The organism is Paracoccus sp. (in: a-proteobacteria) (genome assembly GCF_047973135.1).
Lineage (GTDB): Bacteria > Pseudomonadota > Alphaproteobacteria > Rhodobacterales > Rhodobacteraceae > Paracoccus.
Genome location: NZ_JBKEBL010000030.1, coordinates 1 through 14,825 on the forward strand (window position 1 = coordinate 1; position 14,825 = coordinate 14,825).

Annotated in this window: 15 protein-coding genes and 1 pseudogene; 5 read left to right on the forward strand and 11 right to left on the reverse strand. The window is 63.2% G+C overall.

Features of this window, described 5'->3' with window-relative positions; translation table 11 throughout:
* From ACK5L9_RS02725 to rplI, 3 genes and pseudogenes are all read left to right on the forward strand, one after another.
* Positions 1 to 141: pseudogene (locus ACK5L9_RS02725) on the forward strand (30S ribosomal protein S6); the annotation flags it as partial.
* A gap of 12 nt (positions 142 to 153) precedes the next feature.
* Entirely contained in the window at positions 154 to 381 is a 228-nt protein-coding gene (gene rpsR, locus ACK5L9_RS02730; protein ID WP_416909913.1) for a 30S ribosomal protein S18, read from the forward strand.
* Positions 382 to 393: 12 nt separating this feature from the next.
* Complete coding sequence (gene rplI, locus ACK5L9_RS02735; RefSeq protein ID WP_416909914.1) at positions 394 to 987, forward strand: 50S ribosomal protein L9; 594 nt, start codon at positions 394 to 396, stop codon at positions 985 to 987.
* 670 nt (positions 988 to 1,657) lie between these two features.
* Here rplI and ACK5L9_RS02740 read toward each other — a convergent pair.
* The 4 genes from ACK5L9_RS02740 to ACK5L9_RS02755 all read right to left on the reverse strand — a co-directional run bounded on the left by ACK5L9_RS02740 (position 1,658) and on the right by ACK5L9_RS02755 (position 7,028).
* On the reverse strand, positions 1,658 to 2,719 hold the full coding sequence (locus tag ACK5L9_RS02740) for an alcohol dehydrogenase catalytic domain-containing protein (RefSeq protein ID WP_416909915.1): 1,062 nt from the start codon (positions 2,717 to 2,719) through the stop codon (positions 1,658 to 1,660).
* Between the two features lie 67 nt (positions 2,720 to 2,786).
* A complete protein-coding gene (locus ACK5L9_RS02745) occupies positions 2,787 to 4,430 on the reverse strand; it encodes a class I adenylate-forming enzyme family protein (protein WP_416909916.1) in 1,644 nt (547 codons plus the stop codon).
* A gap of 30 nt (positions 4,431 to 4,460) precedes the next feature.
* Positions 4,461 to 5,819 (reverse strand): 2-hydroxyacyl-CoA dehydratase subunit D, encoded by a 1,359-nt coding sequence (locus tag ACK5L9_RS02750; protein WP_416909917.1) that lies wholly within the window; start codon positions 5,817 to 5,819, stop codon positions 4,461 to 4,463.
* Positions 5,820 to 5,846: 27 nt separating this feature from the next.
* Entirely contained in the window at positions 5,847 to 7,028 is a 1,182-nt protein-coding gene (locus ACK5L9_RS02755) for a 2-hydroxyacyl-CoA dehydratase subunit D (RefSeq protein ID WP_416909918.1), read from the reverse strand.
* Positions 7,029 to 7,242: 214 nt separating this feature from the next.
* On the opposite strand from ACK5L9_RS02755, the gene ACK5L9_RS02760 reads away from it, so the two are divergent.
* Entirely contained in the window at positions 7,243 to 7,563 is a 321-nt protein-coding gene (locus tag ACK5L9_RS02760; protein ID WP_416909919.1) for a MaoC/PaaZ C-terminal domain-containing protein, read from the forward strand.
* Here ACK5L9_RS02760 and ACK5L9_RS02765 read toward each other — a convergent pair.
* The 6 genes from ACK5L9_RS02765 to ACK5L9_RS02790 form a co-directional block, all read right to left on the reverse strand.
* On the reverse strand, positions 7,506 to 8,279 hold the full coding sequence (locus ACK5L9_RS02765; RefSeq protein WP_416909920.1) for a 3-ketoacyl-ACP reductase: 774 nt from the start codon (positions 8,277 to 8,279) through the stop codon (positions 7,506 to 7,508). The genes ACK5L9_RS02760 and ACK5L9_RS02765 overlap by 58 nt on opposite strands.
* Positions 8,279 to 9,934, reverse strand: a complete 1,656-nt coding sequence (locus ACK5L9_RS02770) for a class I adenylate-forming enzyme family protein (RefSeq protein WP_416909921.1) — start codon at positions 9,932 to 9,934, stop codon at positions 8,279 to 8,281. The genes ACK5L9_RS02765 and ACK5L9_RS02770 overlap by 1 nt, the downstream gene beginning before the upstream one ends.
* Before the next feature lie 65 nt (positions 9,935 to 9,999).
* Positions 10,000 to 10,353, reverse strand: a complete 354-nt coding sequence (locus tag ACK5L9_RS02775) for an SDR family oxidoreductase (protein ID WP_416909922.1) — start codon at positions 10,351 to 10,353, stop codon at positions 10,000 to 10,002.
* A gap of 108 nt (positions 10,354 to 10,461) precedes the next feature.
* The gene (locus ACK5L9_RS02780) at positions 10,462 to 11,262 is read right to left on the reverse strand and encodes an SDR family NAD(P)-dependent oxidoreductase (RefSeq protein ID WP_416909923.1); all 801 of its coding nucleotides are present in this window, start codon (positions 11,260 to 11,262) and stop codon (positions 10,462 to 10,464) included.
* A 204-nt stretch (positions 11,263 to 11,466) separates the two neighbouring features.
* A complete protein-coding gene (locus ACK5L9_RS02785) occupies positions 11,467 to 12,825 on the reverse strand; it encodes a 2-hydroxyacyl-CoA dehydratase subunit D (RefSeq protein WP_416909924.1) in 1,359 nt (452 codons plus the stop codon).
* A gap of 15 nt (positions 12,826 to 12,840) precedes the next feature.
* A complete protein-coding gene (locus ACK5L9_RS02790) occupies positions 12,841 to 13,998 on the reverse strand; it encodes a 2-hydroxyacyl-CoA dehydratase subunit D (RefSeq protein ID WP_416909925.1) in 1,158 nt (385 codons plus the stop codon).
* A 317-nt stretch (positions 13,999 to 14,315) separates the two neighbouring features.
* Between ACK5L9_RS02790 and ACK5L9_RS02795 the strand changes: the two genes are divergently transcribed.
* Positions 14,316 to 14,690, forward strand: coding sequence for an IS630 transposase-related protein (locus tag ACK5L9_RS02795; RefSeq protein WP_416909926.1), 375 nt, complete (start codon positions 14,316 to 14,318; stop codon positions 14,688 to 14,690).
* On the opposite strand, the gene ACK5L9_RS02800 is transcribed toward ACK5L9_RS02795, so the two are convergent.
* The coding region (locus tag ACK5L9_RS02800) for a hypothetical protein (protein WP_416909927.1) at positions 14,602 to 14,825 on the reverse strand (224 nt) is incomplete at its 5' end. The two genes, ACK5L9_RS02795 and ACK5L9_RS02800, sit on opposite strands and share 89 nt — an antisense overlap.

Sequence of the window (14,825 nt, forward strand, 5' to 3'; positions counted from 1 at the left end):
ATGGAGCGTCTGGCCCGGCTGCATGACGATGTCATGCGCATCATGACCATCCGCGTGGATGAGCACGAGGAAGGCCCCTCGGTCCAGATGCAGAAACGCGAAGAACGTGGCGAGCGCCGCGAACGTCGCGAGCGGAACTGAGGAGACTGAACCATGGCGAACAAACCGTTTTTCCGCCGCCGCAAGGTCTGCCCGTTCTCGGGCGAGAATGCGCCGAAGATCGACTACAAGGACACGCGCCTGTTGCAGCGTGACATCAGCGACCGCGGCAAGATCGTGCCCTCGCGCATCACCGCCGTCTCGGCCAAGAAGCAGCGTGAACTGGCCCGCGCCATCAAGCGCGCCCGCTTTCTCGCCCTGCTGCCCTATGTCGTGAAGTAAGGAGACCTGATCATGCAAGTCATCCTGCTGGAACGCGTGGCCAAACTGGGCCAGATGGGCGAAGTGGTGAAGGTCAAAGAGGGTTATGCCCGCAACTTCCTGCTGCCCCAGGGCAAGGCGCTGCGCGCCTCGGACACGAACCTCAAGGCTTTCGAGGACCGCAAGGTCCAACTGGAAGCCCATAACGCCGAAACCAAGGTCGAGGCGCAAAAGGTCGCCGACAAGCTGGACGGTCAGACCTTCGTGATCATCCGCTCGGCCTCGGATGCCGGGGCGCTGTATGGTTCCGTGACCACCCGCGACGCCGCCGAGGCCGCAACCGAAGCCGGCTTTACGCTGGACCGCAAACAGGTGGTTCTGGGTGCGCCGATCAAGGAACTGGGCCTGCATGACGTCACCGTGACGCTGCACCCCGAAGTCGACGCGACCATCGTGCTGAACGTCGCCCGCTCGACCGAAGAGGCCGAATTGCAGGCGCAGGGCAAATCCATCCAGGATCTGGCCGCCGAAGCCGATGCCGAAGCCGAATTCGAGATTGCCGAACTGTTCGACGACATCGGCGGTGCATCGACCGACGAGGACGAAGCGGACGAAGCCCGCAACTGATCCCAGATCACCCCAAAACCCGAAACCGCGCCAGCCCTCGTCGGCGCGGTTTTTCATTGGCGCAGGACATCGGACTTTCCGGGTCGTGCCAGCAGGCCGCGCCGCGCATTACCGGCCCGGCCGTCAGGCATCCCGGATCCGAACCCTCGACAGCCGACACCCAAGTGACGTCGGGGCTGTTGCGCAACGCCTGCAGGCGTTGCTTTGGCTGTGCAGGCAACAGAGGTTCGGGGCTGTGCGGGAAAGCCCCGCAAATGCCGGGTTTGGCGCTGCACAGCGGGTGCACCGGGGGGCACAGGGTGCGCACAGGCTGTACACCGCTGGCATGCGTCGCGTGACGTCAGCGCCGCTGGGATTGCGTCCCGCGATGGCGGGGGGCTATGCGCCCCCCGGACCCGCACGCCAATCCCGGCGCCTCACAGGCCGCTTCGAGTGGCGTTACACGCCGAAACACGGCTCATGGCTCAACATTGTCGAATGCGAACTGAGCGTGCCGGCCCGCCAATGTCTCGACCGCCGCATCCCGGATCGCACCTCACCGGAGGCCGAAACCGACGCGTGGTCCGCGCACCGAAACGCGGACCGCGCAGGCGTGAACTGGCAATTCACAACCGACGACGCCCGCATCAAACTGCTCCACCTACACCTGCAAATAAGATGAATCAGAGGGCTAGCCATGCGGCAGAAGCACGGCGCGCCCGCGGATCGTGCCGGCTTCCAGCCGATCAAGCGCATCCAAGGCCCCCGACAGCGGGAAGGTTTCGACGATCGGTAGGATCGCGCCTGCGCGGGCCATGGAAATGACCTCGGCAAGATCGTTGTAGGTGCCGCTATAGGGGCACATGATGGTGACGCCCCGGGGCAGGGGATTGTTCGCCGAACGCGCCACGAATTGCAGGCTGCCGCCGGACAGGCCCACGACCCGGATCGCCCCGCCGCGCGCCACCGTCCGGGTGGCGATGTCCAGCGTGGCATCGACGCCGACAAAATCCAGAACCACCTCTGCGCCAACCCCGCCGGTCGCGGCCCGGATCCGCTCGACGGTACTCTCGTCGGGAAAAAGCAGCTCGTCCGACCATTCTGCGCAGAGATCCATGGCGGCCCCGGAACGGTCGATTCCGATCGCCCGGACCGTCGAGATCGCGCGCAGGATCTGCAGCGCCATCATCCCCAGCCCGCCCAGCCCGATGACGATGACCGTGGCGCCCGGCTTCAGCAGATCGCGGCATGACATGATGGCGCGATAGGGGGTTAGCGCCGCATCGGTCAGCGGTGCCGCCACCACCGGGTCGAGATCGCCGATCCCGAACAGCGCCGAAGCCGGCGCGACCATATAGCCGGCCATGCCCCCATTCTCGGTCACGCCGGGCGTCGCCGGCGGATGACGCCGCCCAAGCGTGGCGTGACATTCGTTCTCGCGCCCCGCCCGGCAGGCGCGGCAGGTGCCGCAGGCCCAGCAGGGATGGACCACGACCCGGTCGCCCGGCCGCCAGGACAGGACGCCGGCACCCAGATCCGCCACCTCGCCGGCGATCTCGTGCCCCAGGATGGTGCCGCCCGGCGTGCGGCTGTCGGCGGCGCGGCGGATATGAACATCCGTCTGGCAGATCCCGGCTGCAAGGACCTTCAGCAGCACCTCGCCCGGCCGGGGCCGGGGGCGGGTAACATCCTGCAGCCGCAGATCGGCCGGAGCACAAAGCCGGACGGCTTGCATCATGTCTGACCCGGTCATCCTCTCTCTCCTGTCATTTGCGCGTTTCGGCCTGGCCTGCGGGGCTGTGCAAGCTTGGTCATCGGGGTCAGAACTGTCGCAGCAGCGACAGCCGGCCATCGAGGATCTGCTCGACAAGGCGGAATTTCTGCATCTTGCCGGTTTCGGTCATCGGCATCTCGTCGGCCAGGTACCAGAAGCGTGGCACCTTGTAATGCGCCAGCTCCGTGCGGCACAGGTCGAACAGGGCGTCCACATCCGGCGGCGCATCCTGTCGCCGGGGAACCAGAACCGCGGCGACCTGCTCGCCCCATTTCGGGTCGGGCAGCCCCACCACCGCGACCGCTGCCAGCCCCGCGGTTTCGGCCAGCAGCAGTTCGACCTCGCGGGGATAGATGTTCTCGCCGCCGCGGATGATCATGTCCTTGATCCGGCCGGTGATCCTGACGAAGCCCCGCGCGTCCATCCGGCCCAGATCGCCCGAGCGCAGCCATCCGTCCGGCAGCAGGGTCTTGGCGGTTTCCTCGGGCATATCGAAATAGCCGATCATGTTCTGGTACCCCCGCGTCTGGATCTCGCCCTGCTCGCCCAGCGGCAGGGTTCTGCCGGTCTGCGGGTCGGCAATGCGCAATTCCATATGCGGCAACGGCTGACCGATGGTTTCGGCAAGGTCGCTGTCGCTGTCATCCGGGTGGGTGCCGGTGATGCTGCCATGCATTTCGGTCTGCCCGTAGATGTTCGAGATGGTCGCCCCCAGCTCGTCCCGGGTACGACGGATCAGCTGCGGTTCCACCACCGATGCACCCGAGGTCAGGCGGCGCAGGCTGGAGAGATCGTATCGGGGGCGCGCGGGATGGTCGAGAAGCTGGTCGATCATTACCGGCACCAGCAGCGAGAAAGTACCTCGATGGCGCTGGACCTGCTGCATATAGGCTTCGGGATCCCATTCGGGCATCAGGACATGGGTGGCACCGAGCATGACCGAGCCGATCCCGGCATGCCCCAGCGAACCGATGTGAAACATCGGCATCGGGTTGACGAATACGCCGCCCTCTTTCAGCCCGCCGCGCGACTGGGTGAAAAGGGTCATGTTGGCGACCCCCGTATGATGGAAGATCACGCCTTTCTGGGTGCCGGTCGTGCCAGAGGTGAACATGATGACGACCGGGCCGCGCGGATCAACCCCAGGCAGCGCGCCGTTGCCTGCGCCCTCGGCGACCAGCGCGGCGACGTTGCGCACGGGTATGATTTCGCGAAGTCCGGGCAGGTCGGGCGTCGCGTCGCGGGCCGTCTGCTCCAGGGAACGCCCGCGGTAGCTGTCGTTGACGAACAGCCCCGCAGCGCGGGACTTGGCCAGCACATAGAGCAGCTCACGCCGACGATAGGCCGGGTTCACGGTGACCAGGACCAGCCCGGCCATTGCGCAGCCATAGAATACCGGCAGCCATTCGGGGACATTATGCGCCCAGAACGCGACGCGCTCGCCCGGACTGAAGCGCCGGCCGAGCGCGCGGGCGATCGCCTCGGCCTGCGTGGCGAGTTCCCCATAACTCCATCGCCGCGCGTCGTCAGGAATGCCCTCGATCAGCGCGGCGCGATCAGGCGCCTTGTCGGCGGCGCGCCTCAGCGCATCGCCGAGCGTGATCTCTTCCAGCGGGACATCCCGGAACGCTGGCCAGCAGGATTCGGACAGGTCACGCCTGCGATAGTCGTCGTGCCGATGCGCGTCCATCGTCACCCCTTTCTCAGTCGCCGGCCATGCTTACACCGCCCGGTTCCGCTGCACGTCGATGGTTTCCAGCATCGCTTCGAGCCGGCTTTGCAAGACCTCGTCCTTGTAGAAGGACTCGTCAGCGACATCGCCCTCGAAAAACATGGTCTGCATGCCCCGCTGCTGGGCCATCCTTGCAAGGATCATCTGGCCGTTGGTCGCCGACCGGCAGGTCCGTGTGGCGTGAAAGACGATGCCGTCGATATCGTAGGTCTCGCAGTCGCGCAGGATCTGTTCGGCAAGGTTGCTGGCGCTGTGGTTGAACGGGCAGAGAAGGTAATGCTGCGCCATGCCGAGGATCGGATCGTCCTCGTCGATCAGCTGCGGCTCGTGCCAGAAACTGTTATGGGTATAGCGGCCACAGACCACCGCGGCATCGTGTTCGGCGAACTTGTTGGCCAGCCAGCCGACGCGGTTCCAGTTCATGATCCCGTCGAAGGCGATCCGGTATCTTTCGCCCGGCAGGGCCGGCACGCCCTGGGCGATCCGCTGTTCGATCTCGTCCTTCACGGCCGCGAAATAGTCGACCAGAGCCTGGTTCCCCGGCAGGAAATTGATCGGTGCGATACTGGCGACCCAATCCCAGAAGACCGCCGGTGCCGGCGTCGTCCTGCACAGGGCCAGTGCCTCCATCCGCAATCCTGCGGCGCGCTTGATGTAATGCATGGACTCGCGCAGCCCGTCCCAGTCGAAGGGGTTGCCCGTCTCGTACTCCAGAAACTCGATCAGCTTGCGGATCTGTGCGGCGACGTAACCGGAAGCGCTGTCCCATTCCTCGCCCCGCAGATAGCCGGCATCGGCCCTGTTCCCCCAGAGCAGCGGGTAGGAAATCTTGAAGAACGGCAGCTTCTTGTCGAACATCCGATAGGAAATCTCGTCCCATTGCTGGCCGGTGCTGCATCCGGCATAGGCATTGACAAAAAGATCCGGCGCCGGCAGCCGGCTGGCCAGCACCTCCTGCGCTGGCAAGTCGGGATGTCCGTCCATCTCGACCTGGCCCGCAGTCTCCTTTCTGGTCAGCAGGGCGCAGCCCAAGGTGGTGCGGGCATAGGAGCAAAGCTCGTTGATATAGCCGTAGGATTCACTTTCCTGCTGCGCCGGGGCCTCGTGATGCATCGCCGCCAGACGGGCGCCAAAAGCTTCGCCATGGCACCATTCGACCCCCGCATTCTGAAGGATCGGATTGATGGCGGCGCCATTGTACCAGACGACCTTCGCGCCACGCTCGCGGGCGGTGAACAGGTTGTCCCAATAGTCTTTGACCATCTTGCCGCCGGCACGGGTGCTGACAAGGCGATTGGCCTGAACGGCCTTGCGGGCGGTGGCGGCTTCGCTGCGTGTCTCTGACATCTCGTGCTCCTGTGGGCTGCGGCACATTCAGGCGGTTTCGGCTGATCGGGCGGTCCTGCGAATGCCCTCAATCAGGGCTTCCACCCGCGTCCTGAGCATTTCGCTTGCCAGCCCCTCGTGTTCCGTCTCGATCAGCAGATGCGGAATGCCCCTGTCGTGGAACATCTTGCGCAGCTCGGGGTAATAGAGCATGTGCGGCTCGCAGAACTTTGCGACCAGTACGATGACCCCCTGTGCGCCGCTGTGGCCAATGGCGTTTTCGAGGTAATCCTCCCAATCCACCGACTTCTGTGCGCGGGTCGAGCAGGGGACGTTGTTGTTGCGCGCGAAATACCAGCGGGTCAGCGCGTCGATCGGGTCAGCCTCGTCGGGGGCGTCGGTCGAGACATGACGGAAACCGGTATACAGATCGTCATCGACCACGACCGCCCCGCAGCTTTCGATCATGTCGAGCAGTTGCGGTTTGGGGGCGTGGCAGAAATGGCCCGACAGGTGCAGCCGCACCCGTTGCGATGGCGTCGGCGGCGATTTCTCCAGCAGGGCCAGCAGATTGGCGATCAGCGCGCTGTGCTCGGCTATGTCCATCACCATGCCCGACTTCACCAGAGCCTGAAGCTGGCGGCTGGTCAGGACGATCCGCCCGGCACGGCGCAGGTCATGGATGCGGCGCATCAGCGCGCGGTTCCGGTTATAGACTGCGATGCTGGCCCCGATGTCGTCATCGGAGATGCGGATCCCGCAGAGTTCTTCCAGCCTTGCCCTCAGGCTCTCGATCTGCCCGCGCACCTGCACGGGCGACCAGGGCTCGTCCATCGATGCGGTGAACTGGGCCAGAAAGACCGGCACATCCGGCAATTCGTGACGCATGGCATCGGCGGCACCCAGCAGGGCGACGCAATGATCGACCAGGAAAAAGCCGTCATAGAAATCGAACTTGCCGGTGGCGGCCTGATCGACGAGGCTGCGCGTATAGCCGCAGTAGAATTCGAACAGCAGGCCGCGCCCATAGGTGATGGCTACGTCATCCTCTTGAACCAACAGCGGCAGGGCGCCGGCGGCATGCACGATCTCGGCCGGGAAGTTCATCGGCAGGATACCGATGATCTTCTGCCCGGTTTCCGCCTTCCGCCGCCGCGCATAGGCATGGGGATCATCCGCGATTGCCGCCAGCGAGGCGATGATCCCGTCGATTTCCGACGCTATGTCCATCGGCATCTCCATTTTGGTAAGTTCAACTCATTTATAGCTTGAAAGGAAGGGCGACTTTTTTGGAAACTGCACCATATCATATGCTAATGTACCAATATGCGCGGAAAAAACAAGGAAAATATTGCCGGTCGCGCGTCAAGAGTCGAGGGATGGAGCCCTTGGCTAAATATGAGTTAAGCTTATTAGTTGTGGCAGATAGCAGCGGCGACGATCAATGACGCGCGACTATCTCGAAGATCAGAAAATCGGGTGCAACGGCTTTTCGGCGACGCGAACGGTGACTGGATATGACGTCCTGGCCTTTGGCGGGATCACCGGCGATCTGTCGGAGTTGCATACCGGCCGGGTGGTCGCCGAGGCATCCGAATTCGGCGACCGGATCGGGCATGGCATGCTGAACCTGTCGCTGATGCACGGGCTGGTCATCCGCCAGGGCCGGCTGGCGACGACTGGTCCGGCGCTGCCCCGGACCGGGCGTCAGAACGGCTTGAGCCGCATGCCCCCGTCCACATGGATCGTCTGGCCCGTCGAATAGGGCAGTTGCCCCGAGGCCAGCAGCGAGACCGCCCGGGCGACCTCGGCGCTATCGCCCCACCTGCCGGCGGGGACGAAGCCGGCCGCGATCAGGGCATCGTATTTCGCTGTCGTTCCCGCGGTCATGTCGGTCTTCATCATGCCCGGACGGACTTCGAAACAGTCGATCCCCTCGCGCGCAAGCCGCGCCGCCCAGTGCCGGATCGAATGCGCAAGGCCCGCCTTGGCAATGCAATATTCGGCCAGGACCGTTCCGATGACATGGTCCACCGCCACGGTCGAGACCGTGACGATGGACCTGCGCCGGGAGGACGGCGCATCACGCATCCTGCGCGCGACCGACTGGGTCAGGAAGAACTGCGCGCGAAGGTTGACCGAGATGCAGCGGTCAAAGCTTTCGGGCGAGACATCGAGGATGTCGCCCCGCGCGAGAACCGAAACGCCGGCATTGTTCACCAGGCAATCGAGCCGGCCGAACGCGCCGAAGACCGCGGCAACGAAGCCCTCGCGCCCGCCATCGTCAGTCAGGTCATGGGGCAGCGAGACCGCGTCGCCCTTGCTCTGCAACTGCCGTTCGGTGGCGCGCAGCTCGGCGATGCTGTCCAGATCGCTGAGAACCAGCCGGAATCCGTCCATGCAGAGCTGGCGGGCAATGGCACCGCCCAGCCCGCCAGCCGCGCCGGTGATCAGGGCGACGGGACGATCACGGCCCGCCATCAGAGGACTTTCGAATCGCGCTTGGGCCGGTTCCATTCGCTGGGGACCAGCCGGCCCTCGCTGTACCATTCCAGCAGGACGTTCTTCTGGATCTTGCCGGTGGCCGTCATCGGGTATTCCCGCACGAAGACCCAATGCTCGGGCGTCTTCTGCGGCGAAAGATTGTCGCGGCAATAGGCCCAGAGCTTTTCCGGCGCCGGCGGGTTGCCCGGATCCTTCGCCAGGATGACCGCGCAGACGGTTTCGCCCCAAGTCTCGTCGGGCAGCCCGATCACCGCCGCCTGGCCGACCTCTTCATGTTCGAAAAGCACATTCTCGATTTCGGACGGATACAGGTTCATCCCGCCGCGGATGATCATTTCCTTCAGCCGTCCGGTGATGCGGAAATAGCCGTGCTTGTCCATCGTGCCAAGATCGCCGGTCCGCAGCCAGCCATCGTCGGTGACGGTCGCGGCGGTTGCCTCGGGCTGGCCGTAATAGCCCAGCATCGTGTTGAAGCCACGAACCCAGTATTCGCCGACCGTGTCGACCGGAACGGTCTCCAGCGTTCCGATGTCAACAACCTTCACTTCGACATGCGGGATCGGCCGGCCGATGGTCTGCGACTTCAACTCGTCCGGGTCATGGGTGAATGTCTCCAGAAACGGGCCATTCGACTCGGTCTGGCCGTACATGATCGCAAATTCCACCCCGAATTCCTGCTTGGCGCGCCGGACCAGCGCCTCGGGAACGGCGGCCGCCCCGGAGAGGACCGAGCCGAAGGACGAGAGATCGCGGGTCTTCGCGTCGGGATGGTTGAGCAGCGTCAGGATCATCGTCGGCACGATCAACGAGCAGTTCACGCCCTCGGACTCGATCAGTTCGAGAAAGAGGCTCGGGTCGAAGGTCTGCATCAGCACGAAAGTGCCCTTGCGGGAATAGGTTCCGACCTCGGACACGACGCCCCCGCCGATATGGAACATCGGCATTGCGTTCAACCAGACGCCACCATCGGGGAAATCGGCGCGCGACACGATGAAATGGGCCGCGTTGATGATCCCCCTGTGGTGCAGGCATGCGCCCTTGGGAAAGCCGGTGGTGCCGGATGTGTACTGGATCTGGATCATGTCCCCAGGCGCGATGGCCGGGAGGCTGCAGTTCGGATCACCCGCCGCCTTGATGGCTTCGAGATCGGACAGATTCAGCGCGACCTTCAGGCCCGGCAGCGTGCCCCGAACCTTGCGGACGATTGCCGCAAGATCCTTGCCCCGGGATTCGTCGGCAAAGATCACACCCTTCGCCTTGGAATTGTCGAGAACGAATTCGACCTCGCGTGCAGTATAGGCGGGATTGATTGGCACATTGACCAGGCCGGCGAAGCTCAGCGCGTGCTGGAATATCACCCATTCCGGCGTTTCGGGCGCAAGCAGCCCGACCCGGTCGCCCGGTTCGAAATGCGCCAGCAGGCCACGGGCCAGCGCCTGAGCCTCGTCTACCAATTGCCGGTAGGTCCAGCGCCGGCGTTTCGACGGGTCGGCCACCCCTTCGACAAGGGCCAGCCTGTCGGGCACCTCGCTGGCGTTTCTCAGCATGAGATCGCCCAGCGTGCTGTCGATCAGCTTCCCGATTTCCTCGATCGGAAAATGGCTCTGGGTGAATTCCGGTTTTGCGGACATCTGTTCCTCCCTCAGATCGCCAGGCTCCTCAGCCCTTGGTCGCGTCGTCCCGTCCTATCTCTTCTTCAGGATTTCCGGCTCCACGGACCTGTGGAAGCCGTTGAATTCAGATATGTTTCTGGCCTCATAGGTCTGCGCCCACGTGTGTCGGCCGTTCGGCGCACCACCATCGACCCGCAGACAGGTTCCGGTGACATAGGCGGCAGCAGGCGACAGAAGATAGACACCGCCGCCGAAATCTCGGCTTCCGTGCCATAGCGCGGCAGCGGCACCTTCGCCGCGTATTCCAGCAGGCGTTGGGTAATATGCGGCTCGTACTGGTCGAAACCTGACGAAGCGATCCCTCCGGGCGCGACCGAATTGACCCGCACCCCCGAATGCGCCCATTCGCAGGCCGCCGTTTCCGTCAGCGTCAGCATGCCGCCCCGCGCGGCGCCCGATCCCCGAACCGCCGCCGGTGACGATGACGGTCTGCCCCTTGAAGAGGTCTGGCGCAAAGACGGAATTATACAGCACGCTGTCCCCCTTCAGGCGGCCGAGATGCCGCCGTTCAGGCTGATCGCCTGTCCGGTCAGCTTGGCTGCGGCCGGGCTTGCGAGAAAGGTGATGAGTTCGGCCATGTCATCGGCATTCACCACGCCGAGCCGGGCCATCTGCTTGGCCCTGGCGAAAAGCTTGCCGGAGAATTCCCCGCCCATGACGGTGTCGTGGGTCAGGGTGCCCTCGATGATCGAGGGCGTCACGCAGTTGACGCGGATGCCGGATCGCTTCGCCTCCATGGCGAGCGTCCGGCAGAACATGATGATCGCGGCCATCAGGCCGCCGATGATGGATTCGCCGGGTGTCGCCGCTTTGCCGGCATCGGACGCGATGTTGATGATCACGCCGTTCTCGCGGGCCCGCATCCCGTCCATGACGACACGGGCCAGCAGGAAATGCGACATCACCTGGGTCAGCACCATGCCCTGGATGTCCTTCGGATCGATCTGATGAAACAGCGTGGGATAGGGAAACGCGCTGACGGTAGAGTTCACCAGCACGTCGACGCCCCCCATCAGCTCGTCGGCGGCCTTTCCGATCGCGATGGCCTGATCGGTGTCGGCCGAATCGCCGACGATGAAATGCACCCCGCAGGAGGGAAAGTCAGACTGCAGCGCCGCGCGCGCCGCCTCGCCGCGCGCGGCGGTCCGGCCGTTGATCGCCACTTGCGGCACCCCCAGTTCGGCGAAACGGCGGGCGGTCGCAAGACCGACCCCTGCTGTGCCGCCCGCGATGAGCACGCGCGCCTCCGCGATCTTCAGTGGCTTCCGTTCGGGCGATTCGGACATCAGGCATTCCTCCAACTGATGACCGATTATAGTAATAAAGCATACCATAATTCAACTTATTTATTATGGGCGGGCAATCCCGGACGCGCATCGCGATCCGCAGCCGGCACCGCCGACAACACGCCCCGCTTCCGGATATCGCCGGAAGCGGGGCGTTCGCCATTGCTTTGCAGAGGTACGTTCGTCCGGCAGGTCGGGAAACCGTCAGGCGGCTCTTTTCCTGGCCTCCATGGCCTCGACCATCGCTTCCAGGCGGACGTTGAGCAACTCGTCCTTGTAGAAGCTTTCGTCAGCCACGTCGCCCTCGAAGAACATCGCCTGGCGCCCGTATTTCTTGGCCGAGGCGGCGATCTGGAACTGGGCGTTGGTCATGCCGCGGCAGGTCCGCGACGCATGGCAGACGACGCCGTCGATGTCGAACTTGTCGCAGACTTTCTCGATCTCGCCGATCATGATCGGCGCGCCGTGATTGTTAGGACAGATCAGGTAGTTCTGCGCCATGCCAAGGATCGGGTCCTTCAGATCGATCAGCTGGGGTTCCTGCCAGAACGACATGTGGGTATAGCGCCCGGCAATGACGCAGGCATCGACCTGCGAGAACTTGTCGGCCAGCCAGCCCACCTTGTTCCAGTTCATCATGCCATCGAAGAACAGCCGGTACTTCTCGTTCGGCACGGCCCCTTCTCCGATCCTGACGCGCTCTTCGATCTCGGCCTTCACACCCTCGAAATAGGTCACCAGATTCTGGTCGGCAGGCAGAAAGTTCACCGGTGCGATCGACACGATCCAGTCGAAGAAGCTGGCAGGAGACGGATGGACGGTGCACATCTCCATCGCTTCGAGCCGCAGTTCCGCAGCCTTCTTGACATAGGACATCGATTCGCTCAGCCGGTCATAGTCGTATTTGCGGCCGGTATGCTCGGCCAGGAACCTGGTCAGTTCGAACAGCTGTTCGGCCACATAGGCGGAGCGTTGCTGCCATTCCTCGCCGTGCAGGTAGCCGGCATCCGGCCGCCCGCCCCAAAGCAGGGGGATCTGGATGGTGAACATCGGAACCTTCTTGCCGAAGGTCCGATAGGTGATGTCATCCCATTGCTGGCCCGAGGAACAGTAGGGATAGGCATTCACGATCATGTCGGGCGCCGGCAGCTTCAGCATGGTCTCGATCCGGGGATCGTCGGCATCCATGCCGTGATCCCCGGTCCTGACCTTGTCGAGCTCGATCAGCATCTGGCCGATATGGGTCCGCGCGTAAGAGCACAGTTCGCGGTCATAGCCGCGCTGGTCGCTGCGGCCTTGGGCGCCGATCTCCTTGTGGCGGGCGGCAAGCATGGCCGACCAGGCCTCGCCATGCACCCAGACCAGGTCATGGGCATGGAAGAACGGAGGAATATAGGTGCCGTTGTACCAGACGACCTTCTTGCCCTGCTCCTTGGCGCGAAAGACGCTTTCCCAGTATTCCGACACCAGCCTGCCACCGAACTTGGTGGACTTCAGCTTGTTTGCCTTCAGCCCGTTGCCGAAGATCGGCTTCGACTGCACCGGTTTCGTCAGCGTTTCCATCTGCTCCTCTCCCATTCAGGCCACGAGGGCCGCCGCGCGGCGCCTGGTGATTTCAATGAAGGTCTCAACCCGGGTCTTCAGCGCTTCCATCGGCATCTCCTCGTGTTCGGTCTCGACAAGAAGGTGGGGAATGCCTTGCGCTTCGAAGGCTTCCTTGATCTCGGGATAGAAATACATGTGCGGCTCGCAGAACTTCACCATCAGGATCACCAGCCCCTGCGCGCCCGAGCTTTCGCATTGTTCCAGCAGGTAATGCTCCCAGTCGCGCGACTTGATGGCCCGGGTCGGACAGGGCAGCTTGCGGTTCTTCTCGACATACCAGCAAGCCATCGCCTCGGCCGGCGGCAGCGTCGCATCCATGTCGGCATGGATGAAGCGCCAGCCGGTGAAAAGATCGTCATTGGCGATCGTGGCGCCACATTCCTCGATCAGGTCGATGATACCCGGATGGGGGGCATGGCACATATGGCCGGACAGATAGACCCGCACGCGATCCGGTGGTGGCGCCTTGCGCGGGATCTCGGCCAGCAGCCGGTCCATCAGCCGCAGATGCTGCTGCTTGTCCATCACCATCGAGGACTTGACCACCGCCTGCAGGTCGCGACCCGAAATCGAGATTTCGCCCCGCCGGCGCAGCTCGTAAAGTTCGCGCATCTGCGCGCGGTTCCGGTTGAAGGCATGGATCGACGCCCTGACGGCCTTCTCGGGGATCGCCGCGCCGGTCAGCGCCTCCAGCTCCTTCCAGAGCTGGACAAAGGTGCCACGGGTCTCGCGCAGGGCCCAGCCTGCATCAAGGACGGTGCAAAGCTGGTTGAACAGGATCGGCATGTCGGGGCGTTCGCTGCGAATGATGTCGGCGGTCCCCAGAAGCTGCACGCAGTGATCGCCGAACATGATCGCGTCGAGGCCATCGAAGGCGCCGCGGGTGACCTGGTCGACCAACGACCTGTTATAGCCGCAATAAAAGTTGAAGATGTTCGACTGACCCACCGTGATCGGCTGGTCATCCTCTTGCAGAATGAGCGGCAGGCAGCCGGCGGCATGGGCAAGCTCGCCTGGGAAATGCATCGGAAGAAGGCCGATCACCTTGCCCCCGCCCTGCGTCTTCCACGCGGCCGCGTATTCGAGCGGCGCCTCGGCGGCCGCCCGCATCTGGTCGAGAATCTGTTCCAATGACTCGCTCCCGCAATAATGTTCTATAGCGTACTAAGAATTATTCACCAAGTCAAATGACCATTTTTATATCTGATTTATATATGAAAAATTAGTTTTAATTCGCAGATAAGAATCGATTTTGAGTTAAGCTTACCTTCTGATATTTCATACGCCAGCGCCCCGGTTTCTGCCGTGGCAGCCCCGAGGAGGCCGAATCATGGATTTTTCGCTGACCGAAGAACAGGTGGTCCTTCAGGACAGTCTCAGGACCTTTGCCACAAGCGAATTGCTGCCGAAATACAGAATAGCGACCTTAAACTGATTATCTGTGTGTCATGACGTATTCACTTGATTTCCGCCGCCACGTTTTGTCCGTTCGGGAGAAGGAAGGGCTGACCTTTGCCGAGACCGCCACGCGGTTTTCGGTCGGGATTGCCAGTTTGACCCGATGGGCGAAGTCGCCTGAGCCCAAGGCGACACGCGAGGGGCGCCCCCGCAAGGTCGATCTGGAAAAGCTGGCGCAGGACGTTCGGGACCACCCCGACGCTTACCAATATGAACGGGCGGCCCGGTTCCAGGTCACACCGAAGGCGATCTGGAACGGGCTGAGGGCGCTCGGCGTCACATATAAAAAAATCCCTGACGCACCCGAAGGCGGACGAAGCCGCGCGGCATGCCTTCCGCGAAAAGATTGCGCGATATCAGAGTGATGGACGCCCCATCGTATATCAAGACGAAAGCGGATTTGCCGCCTATATGCAGCGCACCCATGGCTATTCGGCGAGAGGACAACGCTGCCCCGGCACGCATGACTGGAATGCGCGGGGCCGGACCAATGTGCTGGG

What these genes read in the sequence shown, in the direction of transcription:
- rpsR (WP_416909913.1), top strand. Translation starts at nt 154, where the DNA reads ATGGCGAACAAACCGTTTTTCCGCCGCCGCAAGGTCTGCCCGTTCTCG.
- rplI (WP_416909914.1), top strand. Translation starts at nt 394, where the DNA reads ATGCAAGTCATCCTGCTGGAACGCGTGGCCAAACTGGGCCAGATGGGC.
- ACK5L9_RS02740 (WP_416909915.1), bottom strand. Translation starts at nt 2,719, where the DNA reads ATGACCGGGTCAGACATGATGCAAGCCGTCCGGCTTTGTGCTCCGGCC.
- ACK5L9_RS02745 (WP_416909916.1), bottom strand. Translation starts at nt 4,430, where the DNA reads ATGGACGCGCATCGGCACGACGACTATCGCAGGCGTGACCTGTCCGAA.
- ACK5L9_RS02750 (WP_416909917.1), bottom strand. Translation starts at nt 5,819, where the DNA reads ATGTCAGAGACACGCAGCGAAGCCGCCACCGCCCGCAAGGCCGTTCAG.
- ACK5L9_RS02755 (WP_416909918.1), bottom strand. Translation starts at nt 7,028, where the DNA reads ATGGACATAGCGTCGGAAATCGACGGGATCATCGCCTCGCTGGCGGCA.
- ACK5L9_RS02760 (WP_416909919.1), top strand. Translation starts at nt 7,243, where the DNA reads ATGACGCGCGACTATCTCGAAGATCAGAAAATCGGGTGCAACGGCTTT.
- ACK5L9_RS02765 (WP_416909920.1), bottom strand. Translation starts at nt 8,279, where the DNA reads ATGGCGGGCCGTGATCGTCCCGTCGCCCTGATCACCGGCGCGGCTGGC.
- ACK5L9_RS02770 (WP_416909921.1), bottom strand. Translation starts at nt 9,934, where the DNA reads ATGTCCGCAAAACCGGAATTCACCCAGAGCCATTTTCCGATCGAGGAA.
- ACK5L9_RS02775 (WP_416909922.1), bottom strand. Translation starts at nt 10,353, where the DNA reads ATGCTGACGCTGACGGAAACGGCGGCCTGCGAATGGGCGCATTCGGGG.
- ACK5L9_RS02780 (WP_416909923.1), bottom strand. Translation starts at nt 11,262, where the DNA reads ATGTCCGAATCGCCCGAACGGAAGCCACTGAAGATCGCGGAGGCGCGC.
- ACK5L9_RS02785 (WP_416909924.1), bottom strand. Translation starts at nt 12,825, where the DNA reads ATGGAAACGCTGACGAAACCGGTGCAGTCGAAGCCGATCTTCGGCAAC.
- ACK5L9_RS02795 (WP_416909926.1), top strand. Translation starts at nt 14,316, where the DNA reads ATGACGTATTCACTTGATTTCCGCCGCCACGTTTTGTCCGTTCGGGAG.